The organism is Ralstonia pickettii (genome assembly GCF_001699815.1).
Classification (GTDB): domain Bacteria; phylum Pseudomonadota; class Gammaproteobacteria; order Burkholderiales; family Burkholderiaceae; genus Ralstonia; species Ralstonia thomasii.
On the sequence record NZ_MCGB01000036.1, the window covers coordinates 1 to 14,680 of the forward strand.

A 14,680-nucleotide genomic window follows, 5' to 3' on the forward strand; every position below is an offset into this window, starting at 1 on the left:
CATGAGCAACGTCACGCCTGTGCTTGCCCCATTCCACCTTGCTTTTCCTGTGCACGATATTGCCGCGGCGCGTGCGTTCTACGGCGGTATCCTCGGCTGCCCGGAAGGCCGCAGTTCGCCTGACTGGGTGGATTTCAACTTTTACGGCCATCAGATCGTCGCCCATCTCGCGCCGGACGAAATCGGCCACCGCAAGACCAGCGCCGTCGACGGCGACAACGTGCCCGTGCGCCACTTCGGCGTGGTACTTTCCATGCCCGAGTGGGAAGCCGCCGCCGACAAGCTGCGTGCCGCCGGCATCGAGTTCATCATCGAGCCGCATATCCGCTTCAAGGGCGAAGTGGGCGAGCAGGCCACGATGTTCTTCCTCGATCCGTCGGGCAATGCGATGGAGATGAAGGCGTTTGCCAATATGGCGTCGCTGTTTGCCAAGTAAGGCGGCGCGGCGCGCGTATCCTTGCGCTTCTTCACTGATCCGCGTGCCCCATGCTTCGAGAACTCAAGACTTTCATCGCCGTCGCCCGGCATGGCACGTTTGCGGGTGCGGGCGAGCGCATCGGCCTCACGCAGTCGGCGGTGAGCGCGCAGATCCAGCGGCTGGAAGAATCGCTCGGCTTTCAACTCTTCGATCGCACGGGCCGCTCGGCCACGCTCAACGCCGCCGGGCGCGATGCGCTGGCCCTGGCTGAACACATCGTCACGCTGTATGACCGTCTGGGCGACCAGGCCGGCGGCAACGAGCAGCGCGGCCTGGTCCGTATTGGCGCGATTGCTTCGGTGCAGACGTCGTTTCTGGTGGATGCGTTGGTGCAGTTTCGCAGCGAATTCCCGCATTGCCGTGCGCGCATCGTGCCCGGTGTCTCGCTTGACCTGCTCGGGCTGGTGGATGCCGGCGAGATCGACCTGGCCGTGCTGATCCGCCCCCCGTTTGCGGTCCCGGCCGATCTGGAATGGCGCACGCTGGTGGCCGAGCCCTTCGTGCTGCTGGTGCCTGCCGCCGTGCCCGGCCACGACTGGCGCGCGCTGCTCGCACATCAACCGTTCATCCGCTATGACCGCCGCTCGTTCGGCGGCCGCCGCGTCGACCAGTTCCTGCGCGACCAGCGCATCACCCCGCACGACGTGATCGAACTCGACGAGCTGCAAGGCATGACGCAACTCGTGGCACGCGGGCAGGGCGTGGCACTGGCCCCGCAAACCGCCGCACAAGGCACCTGGCCGTCCGGCACGCGCGCCGTCAGCCTGGGCGACGCCACGTTCTACCGCGAGATCGGCCTGATCGAGCGCCCGCGCCATAGCCGCCAACCCATTGCGGGACGGCTTGCCGATTGCGTTGACGAAGCCGCACGCGCCGAACGCACCTGACGGCCCCATGGTGAGCGCGTGATATCCGGCATTCCGGTCGCGCGTTGACCAAGCGTTATATCGACTCGTATATTACGATCGGTCATTCATCCACTTCCGGATTTTTCATGCAACGTTTCTCGGTTCGCGCGCACGTGCGCGCCATTGGCCTGGTCGCTGCGCTGTCGCTGGGTTTGGCAGCGCCAGCACGGGCCGCGGACCTCGTTGTCTCCGCCGCTGCCAGCTTGACCAACGCCTTCAAGACGATCGCCCAGCAGTACGAAGTGCTGCATCCGGACACCAAGGTTGTGCTCAACTTCGGCGCGTCGGACGTGCTGATGCAGCAGATCGTGAAGGGCGCCCCGGCTGACGTGTTTGCCTCCGCCGACCAGGAAGCGATGAACAAGGCCGCAGCCGAGAAAGTCATCAAGGCAGAGACGCGCCACGACTTTGTCGCCAACCAGCTGGTGCTGATCGTGCCGGCCGCCGGCACGGTGCCCGTACATGCGCTGGCCGATTTGACGAGGCCCGACGTGAAGCGCGTGGCGATCGGCAATCCGGCGTCGGTGCCGGTGGGCCGCTATGCCAAGCGTGCGCTGGAAGCGGCCAAGCTGTGGGAGCCGATGGAGGCCAAGGCGGTGCTGGCGCAGAACGTGCGCCAGGCGCTGGACTATGTGTCACGCGGCGAGGTCGAGGCCGGCCTGGTGTTCTCCACCGATGCCGCCATCGCCGCCGACAAGGTGAAGGTGGCGAGCCCCGTGCCGCTGAATGTGCCACTCACTTACCCGATCGCCGTGACATCCGGCACGAAACAGCCGCAGCAGGCGGCCGACTTCGTGGCTTACGTGCTGTCGCCCGCGGGCCAGGCGGTGCTGGCCAGGTACGGTTTCCTGAAACCTTGATTACGCGGTAGCCGGTTGACCCGCACGCTCGGCGTCCTTCTTGGGCGTGCGGTGAATGCGCAGCACCAGGAAGGCGCCCGCCACGCACAGCCCGCCCGAAATCATGGAAGCGAGCGTGTAGTTGCCCAGCGAGGCCCGCATCATGCCTGCACCCAGCGTGGCGAATGCCGCGCCCAGCTGATGCCCAGCGACGATCCATCCAAACACGATGGGCGCGGCGGCCTTGCCGAACACGTCGTTGGTCAGGCGCACGGTGGGGGGTACGGTGGCAATCCAATCCAGGCCGTAGAAGACGGCGAACACCGGCAGGCCGAAGAACTCGAAGCCGAACGCATACGGCAGGTAGATCAGCGACAGCCCGCGCAGCCCGTAGTACCAGAACAGCAGCACGCGGCTGTTGTAGCGGTCGGACAGCCAGCCCGACAGCGTGGTGCCGACCAGATCGAAGATCCCCATCGCAGCGAGCAGGCTCGCGCCCTTCACTTCAGAGAAGCCGTGGTCTGCGCACATGGCAATGAAGTGCGTGCCGATGTAGCCGTTGGTGCTTGCGCCGCAGATGAAGAAGCTCGCGAACAGCAGCCAGAAATCGCGCTTGCGGGCCGCTTGCACCAGCGTCTGCATGGCCAGGGTGATCGGGTTGGCGCGCGGGCCTTGGGCGGCTTCCGGCGCATCGGCGGGTTCGCCATACGTGCGCAGGCCCACGCTCCTGGGCGATTCCGGCAGCAGCAGCCATACGACCGGCAGCAGCACCGCAAGCACGCTGGCCACGATCAGCACCACCGGGCGCCAGCCGTAATGCTCCACCACCGCCGCCATCATCGGCAGGAACACGAGCTGCCCCGTGGCGGAGCTGGCCGTCAGGATGCCCATGGCCAGGCCGCGATGCGAAGTGAACCAGCGGTTGACCACCGTCGCGCCCAGCGTGATGGCCGCCACGCCCGTGCCGCCGCCCACCATCACGCCCCACAGCAGCACCATCTGCCACGGCGCATGCATCATCGCCGAGAGTGCCGTGCCCGCCACCAGCACCGCCAGCGCACCGAGCACCGTCGGGCGGATGCCGAAATACTGCATCGATGCCGCAGCAAACGGCCCCGTCAACCCGTACAGCGCAATCCCGATCGAGATGGCCAGCGAGATCGTGCTGCGGCTCCAGCCGAATTCGTGCTCGAGCGGCAGCATCATCACGCTGGGCGTGGCACGCGTGCCGGCCGCGCACAGCAGGATCAGGAACACCACGGCCAGCGCGAGCCAGCTGTAGTGAAAACGTGGGGCGATGAGGCGGGCAAGTCGCTGCATGGGGTGTCCGATGGTTTCGATTCTTTCTTCGATTCGATTCTTGTGGGGGCGACAATATCGCATTCGTTACCGGTCGGTAACAACGTGGTTGCGATAGTAGGTACCGGTCGGTAACATGTCAAGCAGCATTCGAATGACACCGGCGTGGCTGGGGGTTTGCCTCCCGCCGCGCCTGCAGGAGCACCACCATGGCCACCGCCGCCCGTCGCGGACCTCGCGCACTTTCCACCGTTGACACCGGTGATCAACCGAAACCGGCTCCGCGCCGCATCAGCGGTGAGGACGCGCACGCCAGCCTGCTCGAGGCGGCTCGTCAGCTGTTTTACTACGAAGGCGTGCGGGCCGTGGGCGTCGAAGCGGTGGTGGAGAAGGCCGGCGTCAACAAGATGAGCCTGTACCGGCAGTTCAAGTCGAAAGACGATCTCGTCATCGCGTACCTGGAGCGCAGCGACGAAAGCTTCTGGGGTTACTTCAACGCCAGCGTGGCCAAGCACCCCGACGATGCGCGCGCGCAACTGCTGCAGTTCTTCATCGACGTATCCGAACGCGCTTCGCGCCCCGGCTATCGGGGCTGCCCGTTCGTGAATGTGGCGGCGGAGTTTCCGGACATGACGCATCCGGCGCGGCAGTTTGTCCAGCGCAACAAGGCGCTGCTGCTCGCCCGCCTCCGGGACCGCGCCCAGGCCGCCGGCGCGACCGACCCCGATGCGCTGGCCGACGACCTCGCTTTCCTGATCGAAGGCGGCTATACGGCCAGCCAGACCTTCGGCACCGATGCACCGCGCCTTATCAAGAGCCTGCCGCGCACGGCACGCGTGTTACTCGATGCGGCTATCCCCGCGCACAAACCGGACTGATGTTGTAGCGCGCTCACGCACGCGGAACATGGGCGCACGGGTGTCGTGCGATGCCGCTACACTCGCTGGCATTGTTGCCTCGGCTGCACCTCCATGACGCCCAACCAAGTCCCGCTCTCTCCCGTTCGTACGACGCCCGCCACGCCGCTGACCTTGCCGGCGGCGTTGTCGCAGGCGCAACGCGCGCTTGATCGCATCGTGCTCGGCAAGCCGCTGCAGATCCGCCTGGCGCTGGCGTGTCTGCTGGCACGCGGGCATCTGTTGCTGGAAGACCTGCCGGGCGTGGGCAAGACCACGCTGGCGCATGCGCTGGCCCGTACGCTCGGGCTGCAATATCAGCGCGTGCAGTTCACGAGCGATCTGCTGCCCACCGACCTGATCGGCGTGTCGATTTATGTAAAAGAAAAGGGCGCGTTCGAATTCCACCCGGGGCCGCTGTTCGCGCAGGTGGTGCTGGCGGATGAAATCAACCGCGCCACGCCCAAGGCGCAAAGCGCGCTGCTCGAAGCGATGGCCGAAGGGCAGGTCACGCATGACGGCGCGACGTATCCGCTGCCCGAGCCATTCTTCGTGATCGCCACGCAGAACCCGCTCAACCAGATCGGCACGCACCCCCTGCCGGAGTCGCAGCTGGACCGCTTCACGATGCGGCTCTCGCTGGGTTATCCCGATCAAAGCTCCGAGCGTGCGTTGTACCTTGGGGGCGGTGCGCCGCAGGACATCGAAGCCGTGCTGACGGCTGCGCAAGTCGTTGCGCTGCAGGCCGCCGCCGATGCCGTGCACGTGGCGCCGGCGCTGGTCGACTACGTGCTCGCGCTGGTGAATGCCACGCGCACAGATGCGCAGGTGCAGATGGGCCTGTCGCCGCGTGCGGGGCTGGCATTGCTGGCGGCCGCGCGTGCCTGGGCGCTCATCGATGCCCGCGATGCCGTACTGCCCGAAGACGTGCAAGCCGTGTTCAAGGCCGTGGCGGCGCATCGGTTGCTGCCCACGGGCGGCACGCTGTCGGCGACCGCGCTGGCGCAGCGGCTGCTCGATACGGTCGCCATCCCCTAAGCAGGCAGCGCCATGGCGCGATTGAGTTCTCTGCTGCTCGCGCCGTTGCGTCTGCTCGGTGCCGGCCTGGCAATGCTGCCCGGCGTGCGCTTTGCACGGGCACGCGTGCAACGCTTTCTGCAGCGGCCGCGCACGCCACGCGAAGGCCGCATCCGCCTGGACCGCAATCACGTGTACATCCTGCCCACCGCGGCCGGCGGCGGCTTTGCGCTGCTGCTGGTCGTGATGCTGCTCACCTCGCTCAACTACAACGTAAGCCTGGGTTTTCTGCTGACCTTCGTGCTGGCCGGCGTGGGCGCGTCCGCCATGTGGCAGACGCATCGCAACCTCGTGGATCTGGAAGTGCGCGGCGCGGCGGGCGAAGCCGTATTTGCCGGCCATGCGTTGAATGTGGGCGTGGCGTTGGCCAACGTCACACCGTGGGCGCGCGTGGGTGTGGATGTGAGCGCCGCGCAAGCCGCCGCGGTGGAAACATCGCTCGACGCGCAGGACGCCATCGTGGCTGCGCTGTCTTTCGCCGATCAGCCGCGCGGCTGGTTCAAGGTGCCGCGCCTGACGGTGTCGACGCGTTTTCCGCTTGGCCTGTTTCGCGCGTGGAGCTATGCGGATGCGCCGCTGACCGTCCTCGTCTATCCCGCACCGGAGCCGTCAGCGCCGCCGCTGCCCGCGAGCTTTGCGCCCGACCCTGGCGACGAAGACGACACGCGCGCCGCGCGCACCCATGTCGAAGAAGCTGCAGACCAGTTGCGCACCTATCGCCCCGGCGACGCGCTGCGCAGCATTGCGTGGAAGCACAGCGCACGGCTGGACACCTGGATGAGCCGCACCGGCCAGCAAGTGCGTCACGCGCAATGCGTGCTCGCCTGGGAGGCGCTGCCGCCGTCGATGAACGTGGAACAACGCCTGTCGCGGCTGTGTGCCTGGGTGCTGGCAGCCGAGCACGCGCCCGCTGGCGATGAGCCCGAGTACACGCTGAGCCTGCCGGGCGTTGTCATCGGCCCGGCACGCGGTGTCGCGCATCGGGATGCGTGTTTGCGTGCCTTGGCGTTGTGGGGCAATCCGGCGATGCCGGAAGCCGAAGGCGAAGTCACATGACCACTGCCACCATCGGCACCGAAGCGGCCGCCTTTGGCTCCGCCCGTGCGCTGACCCATCGCGAGCACGGCTGGCTGATCGCCCAGCTTGCCGTCGTGCTCGCGCCGCTGCTGCGTGCGCTGCCGCTGGTGACCTGCGCCGTGTTCGGCGTGCTGCTGCTCTGGCGCGCGCTGTTGTGGGTACGGCGCGCGCCGTTACCTGGCAAATGGGTGTTGGGGCTGACGGGCGTCGCCACGCTTGTCGTGACGCTGGCACTCGCCATGCGCACCGGCGGAAACATCGGGCGGGACTTGTCGGTGGCGCTGCTTGGTGCGTTTCTCGTGCTCAAGCTGATGGAATCGCACACGGTGCGCAACGGCGTGCTGGTTACGCAGTTGTGCTGTTTCCTGCTGCTCTCGCAGGTGCTGTTCGACCAGCCGCCGTGGCTGGCCGCCACCATGCTGGCGACCGTGGCGCTGCTGTTGCGCAACTGGCTGTTGCTGCTGCATCCGCAGGCGCGTGCGCGCGTGTCGCCGGTGCGCGTGCTGGCGCGTTTGGTACTCATGGGTCTGCCGTGCGCGGCGGTGCTGTTCCTGCTGTTCCCCCGGCTGGATCATCCCCTGTGGCGCCTGCCGCAAACTGCCGACACCGCCGTCAGCGGCCTGTCGGACCGCATGGCGCCCGGCTCCGTCGGCCAGTTGATCCTCTCAGATGAGCTTGCCTTCCGCGTCGATTTTGTCGGCGCGCCGCCACCGCTCGACACGCTCTACTGGCGCGGCATGGTGCTGTGGCGTTTCGATGGCCAGACATGGACGGCCGCGTCGATGCGGCAACGTCCCGCAGCTGAAAGCGTACCCAATTCTGCGGACGCAACCGGCGGTGCGCCCGGCGTGTTCGACTACAACATTACGCTGGAACCGACGCGCCAGCGCTGGCTGTTTGCGCTCGATCGCGGCCAGTCGATCGAGGCGCGCGACGGCACCGGCCGCAGCATCGACGGCGAATTCATCAGCACGCAACCGGTCGACCAGCGTGTGCGGTATCACGCGCGCTCGCGGTTGCCGGAGCGCAATCGCGCCGACGACGCCCGCCCGCTCGACCCGCTCACGCAGCAGATGGCGCTGGCGTTGCCGCCGGGCAACGGCCAAGCGCGTGCGCTGGCAGCGCAATGGGCAGCGCTGCCGCCTGCAGAGCGCGTATCTGCCGCACTCAAGCTGTTTGGCAGCGCACCGTTTGCCTACACGCTTGAGCCGGAACCGCTGCAGGATCAGCAGATCGACGATTTTCTCTTCCGCACGCACCGCGGTTTCTGCGAGCACTACGCGGGCAGCTTCGTCTTCCTGATGCGTGCGGCGGGCGTGCCGGCGCGTGTGGTGGTGGGCTACCTCGGCGGTGAGGTGAACGCCGTGAGCGGCGACATCATCGTGCGCCAGTCCGATGCACACGCCTGGGCTGAGGTGTGGCTCGACGGGCGCGGCTGGGTGCGCGTGGACCCCACCGCCGCCGTCGCGCCGCAACGCGTCGAACGTGGCCTGGCCGCCGCCGTGCCCGCGAGTGAATTCCGCTCGCGCCGCGCAGAAGAACCCGGCTGGCTGCGCAGCGTGCGGTGGGGGCTGGATGGCCTGATCAGTGGCTGGAACAGCTGGGTGCTCGGCTATGACCGCAACCGCCAGGCGCGCCTGTTCGCGTGGCTGGGGCTCGATGCGGCGGACCCGCGCGCGGTGCTGTGGGGCGTGTCGGGTTTGTTCCTGCTCGCTGCGCTGCCGCTCCTCTGGCAGCAGCGCAAGCCCAAGCCTGATCCCGTGCAGGCCCAGTGGCAGCGGTTGTGTGACCGGCTGGCGCGACATGGTTGCACGCGCGGCGCTGCCGAAGGCCCGATGGCCTACGCCGAGCGCGCTGCCGCTCAGTTTCCGCAAGCGGCGCAGGCATTGCGCAATGCCGCCGCCGGCTACGTCGCCTTGCGTTACGGGCGCGACGACGGCGATGCGCAGGTGCGTGCCCAGCGGTTCACGCAATGGCGCGAAGCCGTGGCGCAAGTCCGGCTCGGCTGACGCGGCGCAGCGGTTGATCGGCTTAAACATCGCGCCCCAAAAAGCGGGCGCCCACGCGGTTGATCGAGCGCTCCGGTCATTCACTTGTGATGCTGCGTGATCGGCATTGCGCAAAGCGTCGCGCTGGCGATTCGCGCCACCCTGCGTCGCGCGAGTGTGATGGCGCGTCATCACGATTACTTCATCGAAGCAGCGCCGGTGCACGGCATCGTCTCGAACGCCATCACTTTGATGCGAGCGTGCCGCAGCGCGCCCCAGGGCTTTCAATGCCGCGCCTGCCGGTTTTTCGAATGGCTTCGAGATAACACCGGGTCATGGATTTAACCCATTTTGGGTAATTTAGAGCAAAGCCTTCAAACATAATCGTCCGAGCGCGTCAGCGCGCGAACCTTTGCGTCATGGTGACACCGCGTCCGGCGGGCATCTTCTGATGCAGATTGGCGTCATGACGAGGTTTTCGGCGTTTGACAATGTTTGCAATTGCCTTCGACTCGGTTAATAAACTGAACTTGAACGTGCCACCAGGTTAATCGTGGGATGCACCGATAAAACACCGAGTAGGGCGGGGCTGCGCGCATTATCAAGCGCATATTTGAAACGGGAGGCAGACATGAAGACATTGCAACGAGGGACCCTGGTTTCGGCGGCCTTGGCCGGCCTGCTTGTGCTGGGCGGTTGCGCCAGTTCGGGCTCGGGCGATATGAGCGGCACTACTGGGAGCGGCGGAAGTTCGGCCAACAATGGCGGTGGCTCCGGTTCCAACGGTTCGGGTGGCACGACGACTACCGCGTCCACCACGCCCACCGGCGACGTGGCGAACAAGGGCGGCGGCGTGCTGACGGCCACGGGCAATGCCGTCAGCGGTCTCGGCTCGACCATCGGCGGCAGCAATCTACCGGGGGCATCGGCGCTGGGCAATGTGGTCGACAACGTAGGCAATACGGTGTCGGCTCTGGGCACCGGCGTGCAGTCGGGCCTGGGCAGCATCGGTACCAACCCGAATCCGATCGGCACCACGGTATCGAGCACTGGCAACGTGGTGACGCAAGTGGGCAACACCGTCGATGCCACGGGTGCGCTCGTCAGCAGTCTCGGGTCGGGGCCGCTGCAGCCGCTTTCGCCGGTCACGTCACCGGTGGGTGGCGCGGTTTCGCAGGTCGGGCAAGCGGTGGCCGGCGCGGGCGGCACGCTCGGCGCGGCCTTGTCGACGGGGCCGGTAGAGCAGGTCACGCAGCAACTCAGTTCCGCTGTGGTACCGCTCACTTCGCAGGTGACCACCGCTACGCAGACGCTGGGTAACACGACAGGCCTGGGCGCTCCGGCAACCAACCTGCTGCAGACGGTGGGCGGCGGCGTAGCGAATGTGGGCACGTCACTGACGGCGACCAACGCGCCGGTCGTCTCCGGTTTGGGCGGTGTGGTCACGGCCACGGGCAACACGGTGGCCGCGCTGGGCGGGGTGACCTCCACGCCGGGCGGCGCAACGGCGGCCAACCCGCTGGCACCGATCACCGGCGCACTGGGCGGCGTGGGAGGCGGCAGCAATCCGCTGGGGGGTGTGACGGGTGCCTTGGGCGGTGCAGCCGGCGGCGGTACGACGGCAGGGGGTGCGACCGCGCCGGTCGGCTCGCTCGTCACCAGCGTCGGCACTTCGCTCACGTCCACCGGGGCTGCGACGCCGCTTGCGCCCGTCACGGGCGCTGTGGGTGGCGCACTGACCACAGTAGGCGGCGCGTTGCACCACTGAGCGGATGCAACATGGCGGGCCGGCCTGTGCGCTTGGCCCGTCATCGAGCCATTTCCGCCGCGTGCGGAACGGCTCGTACGCGTGTTCGTATGACGCGGCCCGCTGCTTTCGGCATACAGTACGCCTGACCGCGCGCTCTTCCGCGCGTATCAGGAGACTTCAATGATCCAGTACGCATTGTTCGCCCGACTCATTGCCAAACCGGGCAAGGAACAGGCAGTGGCCGATTTTCTTTCGGCCGGCCTGCAAATGGCCAACCAGGAAACCACCACCCCGATCTGGTTTGCGCTGCGCCTTGCGCCCAACGTATTCGGCATCTTCGATGCCTTTGCCAGTGAGGAAGACCGCCAAGCGCATCTGGACGGCCCGATCGCCAAGGCGCTCATGGCCAACGCGGCCGAGCTGCTGGCCTCGCCGCCCGAGATTGCGTCGATCGAGGTGCTCGGCCTGAAGAACACCGGCGCAACCTGAGTTCCGAGAGAAAAAAGAAACCGCCGCATCCAGTCGTCAGCCGGATGCGGCGGTTTTGCTTTGCATGCGTGGTCAGCCTTCAGCCCGGCACGCGCACCCAGCCTTCCATCAACACGCGCGCGCTGCGGCTCATGATGGCCTTGGTGACGGTCCATTCGCCGTCAACGAGCTTGGCTTCCGCGCCCACGCGCAGCGTGCCGGACGGATGCCCGAAGCGCACCGCGCCACGTTCTCCGCCGCCTGCCGCCAGGTTGACGAGCGTGCCAGGAATGGCCGCCGCCGTGCCGATGGCCACCGCTGCCGTGCCCATCATCGCGTGGTGCAGCTTGCCCATCGACAGCGCGCGCACCAGCAAGTCCACATCGCCTGCGCCGACTTTCTTGCCGCTCGATGCCACGTAGTCCTTCGGCGGCGCGACGAACGCCACCTTGGGCGTGTGCTGGCGCGTGGCGGCTTCTTCAATGCTCTTGATCAGCCCCATGCGCACGGCGCCGTGCGCGCGAATGGTCTCGAACATCGCCAGCGCCTTCGCATCGCCGTTGATGGCGTCCTGCAACTCGGTGCCGGTGTAGCCGATGGCCTCTGCGTTGATGAAGATCGTCGGGATGCCCGCGTTGATCATCGTCGCCTTGAGCGTGCCCACGCCGGGCACGTCCAGGTCGTCGACGAGGTTGCCGGTGGGGAACATCGCGCCGCCCCCGTCACCGTCCTCCTCGGCAGCCGGGTCGAGGAATTCGAGCTGCACTTCCGCCGCTGGGAAGGTCACGCCATCCAGTTCAAAGTCGCCCGTCTCCTGCACCGCGCCGTTGGTGATGGGCACGTGCGCAATGATGGTCTTGCCGATGTTGGCCTGCCAGATGCGCACGATGGCGGTGCCGTTCTGCGGCACACGGCTTGCATCGACCAAGCCGTTGCTGATGGCGAACGGCCCGACCGCTGCGGAGAGGTTGCCGCAGTTGCCCGACCAGTCGACAAACGGCTTGTCGATGGAGACCTGACCGAACAGGTAGTCCACGTCATGATCCGGGCGCGTGCTCTTGCTGAGGATGACCGTCTTGCTGGTGCTCGACGTGGCGCCGCCCATGCCGTCGATCTGCTTGCCGTACGGGTCGGGGCTGCCGATCACGCGCATGAGCAAGGCGTCACGAGCAGCGCCGGGCTGCTGCGCTGCCGGCGGCAGGTCCTGCAGACGGAAGAAGACGCCCTTGCTGGTGCCGCCACGCATGTAGGTCGCGGGAATCTTCACCTGTGCGGGGTGGCTCATGCGGCCTCCTTGTTCGATTCCAGGAAGTCCTGCGCAAATCGCTGCAGCACACCGCCGGCTTCGTAGATCGAGACTTCCTCATCGCTGTCCAGGCGGCACGTGACGGGCACTTCCACGCGTTCGCCGTTCTTGCGGTGGATGACGAGCGTGAGGTCGGTGCGCGGTTTGCGCTCGCCGATCACGTCAAAGGTTTCGGTGCCGTCAATGCCGAGCGTGAGGCGCGTGGTGCCCGGCTTGAACTCCAGCGGCAACACGCCCATGCCGATCAGGTTCGTGCGGTGGATGCGCTCGAAGCCTTCGGCCACGATGGCTTCCACGCCGGCCAGCCGCACGCCCTTGGCGGCCCAGTCGCGCGAGCTGCCCTGGCCGTAGTCGGCGCCGGCAATCACGATCAGCGGCTGCTTGCGGTCCATGTAGGTCTCGATCGCTTCCCACATGCGCGTCACCTTGCCTTCGGGCTCGATGCGTGCCAGCGAGCCCTTCTTCACCGCGCCGTCCACCACGGCCATTTCGTTGATGAGCGTCGGGTTGGCAAACGTCGCGCGCTGGGCAGTCAGGTGATCGCCGCGGTGCGTGGCGTACGAGTTGAAGTCCTCTTCCGGCAGGCCCATCTTGGCGAGGTATTCACCGGCGGCGCTGCTGGCCAGGATGGCGTTGGACGGCGAGAGGTGATCGGTCGTGATGTTGTCGCCAAGCACCGCCAGCGGGCGCAAGCCCTTGAGCGTGCGCTCACCGGCCAGCGCGCCTTCCCAGTATGGCGGGCGGCGGATGTAGGTGCTCTGCGGGCGCCAGTTGTACAGCGGGCTCACGTTGGCAACGGATGCGCTGCGCTGCTCGAACATCGGGATGTACACCTTGCGGAACTGCTCCGGCTTGACCGAGGCGCGCACGATGGCGTCGATCTCTTCGTCGGTCGGCCACAGGTCTTTGAGCAGAATGGGCTTGCCGTTGGCATCGGTGCCGAAGCTGTCACGCTCGATGTCAAAACGCACGGTGCCGGCAATCGCGTAGGCCACCACCAGCGGCGGCGAGGCGAGGAACGCCTGCTTGGCATACGGGTGGATGCGGCCGTCGAAGTTGCGGTTGCCCGACAACACGGCGGTGGCGTACAGGTCGCGGTCGATGATCTCTTGCTGGATCTTCGGGTCCAGCGCACCGCTCATGCCGTTGCAGGTCGTGCACGCAAACGCGACGATGCCGAAGCCCAGCTTCTCAAGTTCGTGCTTCAGGCCGGCTTCTTCCAGATACAGCTCCACGGCCTTGGAGCCCGGCGCCAGCGAGCTTTTCACCCACGGCTTGCGGGTCAGGCCCAGGCGATTGGCATTGCGCGCCAGCAGCGCTGCGGCAATCACGTTGCGCGGGTTGCTGGTGTTGGTGCAGCTAGTGATGGCGGCGATGATGACCGCGCCATCGGGCATCTGGCCCGGTGTCTCTTCCCACTTGCCGGCGATGCCCTTGGCGGCCAGGTCGGTCGTTGCCACACGCGCGTGCGGGTTGGACGGGCCGGCCATGTTGCGCACTACGCTCGACAGATCGAAGCGCAGCACGCGTTCGTATTCGGCGTTCTTGAGCGTGTCGGACCACAGGCCTGCGGTCTTGGCATACGTCTCCACCAGCTTGACCTGTTCGTCGGTGCGGCCGGTCAGGCGCAGGTAGTCGAGCGTGTTGTCGTCAATCGAGAACATTGCCGCGGTGGCGCCGTACTCGGGGGCCATGTTGGAAATGGTGGCGCGGTCGCCCAGCGTCAGCTTGGAAGCGCCTTCGCCGTAAAACTCGAGGTAGGCGCCCACCACCTTCTGCTTGCGCAGGAATTCGGTCAGCGCCAGCACGATGTCGGTGGCGGTGATGCCGGGCTGGCGCTGGCCGGTCAGCTCCACGCCGACGATGTCCGGCAGGCGCATCCACGAGGCGCGGCCGAGCATCACGTTTTCGGCTTCCAGGCCACCCACGCCGATGGCGATCACGCCCAGCGCATCCACGTGCGGCGTGTGGCTGTCGGTGCCGACGCAGGTGTCGGGGTAGGCCACGCCGTCGTGCGCCTGGATGACGGGCGACATCTTCTCCAGGTTGATCTGGTGCATGATGCCGTTGCCCGCCGGGATCACGTCGACGTTCTTGAACGCGAGCTTGGTCCAGTCGATGAAGTGAAAGCGGTCTTCGTTGCGGCGGTCTTCAATGGCGCGGTTCTTGGCGAAGGCATCCGGGTCGAAGCCGCCGCACTCTACGGCTAGCGAGTGGTCGACGATCAACTGCACCGGCACGACCGGGTTGACTTTGGCGGGGTCGCCGCCCTGGTCGGCAATGGCGTCGCGCAGGCCGGCGAGGTCGACCAGCGCGGTCTGGCCCAGGATGTCGTGGCAGACCACGCGCGCCGGGAACCAGGGGAAATCCAGATCGCGCTTGCGCTCGATGAGTTGCTTGAGCGAGTCGGTGAGCGCGGCCGGGTCGCAGCGGCGGACCAGATTCTCGGCGAGGACGCGGGAGGTGTAGGGGAGCTTGTCGTAGGCGCCCGGTTGGATGGCTTCCACAGCCTCACGTGCGTCGAAGTAATCGAGCTTTGTGCCGGGGAGCGGTTTGCGGTGGGTGGTGTTCATGGTAGTGGTACATCCCTTGTT

At 66.7% G+C, this 14,680-nt stretch carries 13 protein-coding genes; 10 read left to right on the forward strand and 3 right to left on the reverse strand.

Annotation, left to right across the window (positions count from 1 at the left end):
• Position 1: 1 nt before the first annotated feature.
• The 3 genes from BEK68_RS06245 (at position 2) to modA (ending at position 2,246) form a co-directional block, all read left to right on the forward strand.
• Positions 2-436 (forward strand): VOC family protein, encoded by a 435-nt coding sequence (locus BEK68_RS06245; protein WP_024542276.1) that lies wholly within the window; start codon positions 2-4, stop codon positions 434-436.
• A 50-nt stretch (positions 437-486) separates the two neighbouring features.
• Positions 487-1,365: a LysR family transcriptional regulator gene (locus BEK68_RS06250; RefSeq protein ID WP_024542277.1), complete on the forward strand. Its 879-nt coding sequence runs from the start codon at positions 487-489 to the stop codon at positions 1,363-1,365.
• A gap of 107 nt (positions 1,366-1,472) precedes the next feature.
• Positions 1,473-2,246: a molybdate ABC transporter substrate-binding protein gene (modA, locus tag BEK68_RS06255; RefSeq protein ID WP_024542278.1), complete on the forward strand. Its 774-nt coding sequence runs from the start codon at positions 1,473-1,475 to the stop codon at positions 2,244-2,246.
• Here modA and BEK68_RS06260 read toward each other — a convergent pair whose 3' ends face one another.
• Positions 2,247-3,545 carry an MFS transporter gene (locus BEK68_RS06260; RefSeq protein ID WP_024542279.1) on the reverse strand — a complete coding sequence of 433 codons (1,299 nt, stop codon included), beginning with the start codon at positions 3,543-3,545 and terminating at the stop codon, positions 2,247-2,249.
• Positions 3,546-3,733: 188 nt separating this feature from the next.
• Here BEK68_RS06260 and BEK68_RS06265 point away from each other — a divergent pair, with 188 nt between their 5' ends.
• The 7 genes from BEK68_RS06265 to BEK68_RS06295 all read left to right on the forward strand — a co-directional run bounded on the left by BEK68_RS06265 (position 3,734) and on the right by BEK68_RS06295 (position 10,801).
• A complete protein-coding gene (locus tag BEK68_RS06265; protein ID WP_004632284.1) occupies positions 3,734-4,402 on the forward strand; it encodes a TetR/AcrR family transcriptional regulator in 669 nt (222 codons plus the stop codon).
• Positions 4,403-4,495: 93 nt separating this feature from the next.
• Entirely contained in the window at positions 4,496-5,458 is a 963-nt protein-coding gene (locus BEK68_RS06270; RefSeq protein WP_024542280.1) for an AAA family ATPase, read from the forward strand.
• 12 nt (positions 5,459-5,470) lie between these two features.
• Positions 5,471-6,553 (forward strand): DUF58 domain-containing protein, encoded by a 1,083-nt coding sequence (locus tag BEK68_RS06275; RefSeq protein WP_024542281.1) that lies wholly within the window; start codon positions 5,471-5,473, stop codon positions 6,551-6,553.
• Positions 6,550-8,583 carry a transglutaminase TgpA family protein gene (locus tag BEK68_RS06280; RefSeq protein ID WP_024542282.1) on the forward strand — a complete coding sequence of 678 codons (2,034 nt, stop codon included), beginning with the start codon at positions 6,550-6,552 and terminating at the stop codon, positions 8,581-8,583. The genes BEK68_RS06275 and BEK68_RS06280 overlap by 4 nt, the downstream gene beginning before the upstream one ends.
• Before the next feature lie 96 nt (positions 8,584-8,679).
• The gene (locus tag BEK68_RS06285; protein WP_024542283.1) at positions 8,680-8,907 is read left to right on the forward strand and encodes a hypothetical protein; all 228 of its coding nucleotides are present in this window, start codon (positions 8,680-8,682) and stop codon (positions 8,905-8,907) included.
• 286 nt (positions 8,908-9,193) lie between these two features.
• On the forward strand, positions 9,194-10,330 hold the full coding sequence (locus BEK68_RS06290) for a collagen-like triple helix repeat-containing protein (protein ID WP_024542284.1): 1,137 nt from the start codon (positions 9,194-9,196) through the stop codon (positions 10,328-10,330).
• A 162-nt stretch (positions 10,331-10,492) separates the two neighbouring features.
• Positions 10,493-10,801 carry a putative quinol monooxygenase gene (locus tag BEK68_RS06295; protein ID WP_004632276.1) on the forward strand — a complete coding sequence of 103 codons (309 nt, stop codon included), beginning with the start codon at positions 10,493-10,495 and terminating at the stop codon, positions 10,799-10,801.
• A gap of 79 nt (positions 10,802-10,880) precedes the next feature.
• Here BEK68_RS06295 and prpF read toward each other — a convergent pair whose 3' ends face one another.
• Together prpF and acnD are read right to left on the reverse strand one after the other, a co-directional pair.
• Positions 10,881-12,065, reverse strand: coding sequence for a 2-methylaconitate cis-trans isomerase PrpF (gene prpF, locus BEK68_RS06300; protein WP_024542285.1), 1,185 nt, complete (start codon positions 12,063-12,065; stop codon positions 10,881-10,883).
• On the reverse strand, positions 12,062-14,659 hold the full coding sequence (acnD, locus tag BEK68_RS06305) for a Fe/S-dependent 2-methylisocitrate dehydratase AcnD (RefSeq protein ID WP_065851602.1): 2,598 nt from the start codon (positions 14,657-14,659) through the stop codon (positions 12,062-12,064). Before acnD ends, prpF begins: the two co-directional genes overlap by 4 nt.
• Positions 14,660-14,680: the final 21 nt, after the last annotated feature.

What these genes read in the sequence shown, in the direction of transcription:
- BEK68_RS06245 (WP_024542276.1), top strand. Translation starts at nt 2, where the DNA reads ATGAGCAACGTCACGCCTGTGCTTGCCCCATTCCACCTTGCTTTTCCT.
- BEK68_RS06250 (WP_024542277.1), top strand. Translation starts at nt 487, where the DNA reads ATGCTTCGAGAACTCAAGACTTTCATCGCCGTCGCCCGGCATGGCACG.
- modA (WP_024542278.1), top strand. Translation starts at nt 1,473, where the DNA reads ATGCAACGTTTCTCGGTTCGCGCGCACGTGCGCGCCATTGGCCTGGTC.
- BEK68_RS06260 (WP_024542279.1), bottom strand. Translation starts at nt 3,545, where the DNA reads ATGCAGCGACTTGCCCGCCTCATCGCCCCACGTTTTCACTACAGCTGG.
- BEK68_RS06265 (WP_004632284.1), top strand. Translation starts at nt 3,734, where the DNA reads ATGGCCACCGCCGCCCGTCGCGGACCTCGCGCACTTTCCACCGTTGAC.
- BEK68_RS06270 (WP_024542280.1), top strand. Translation starts at nt 4,496, where the DNA reads ATGACGCCCAACCAAGTCCCGCTCTCTCCCGTTCGTACGACGCCCGCC.
- BEK68_RS06275 (WP_024542281.1), top strand. Translation starts at nt 5,471, where the DNA reads ATGGCGCGATTGAGTTCTCTGCTGCTCGCGCCGTTGCGTCTGCTCGGT.
- BEK68_RS06280 (WP_024542282.1), top strand. Translation starts at nt 6,550, where the DNA reads ATGACCACTGCCACCATCGGCACCGAAGCGGCCGCCTTTGGCTCCGCC.
- BEK68_RS06290 (WP_024542284.1), top strand. Translation starts at nt 9,194, where the DNA reads ATGAAGACATTGCAACGAGGGACCCTGGTTTCGGCGGCCTTGGCCGGC.
- BEK68_RS06295 (WP_004632276.1), top strand. Translation starts at nt 10,493, where the DNA reads ATGATCCAGTACGCATTGTTCGCCCGACTCATTGCCAAACCGGGCAAG.
- prpF (WP_024542285.1), bottom strand. Translation starts at nt 12,065, where the DNA reads ATGAGCCACCCCGCACAGGTGAAGATTCCCGCGACCTACATGCGTGGC.
- acnD (WP_065851602.1), bottom strand. Translation starts at nt 14,659, where the DNA reads ATGAACACCACCCACCGCAAACCGCTCCCCGGCACAAAGCTCGATTAC.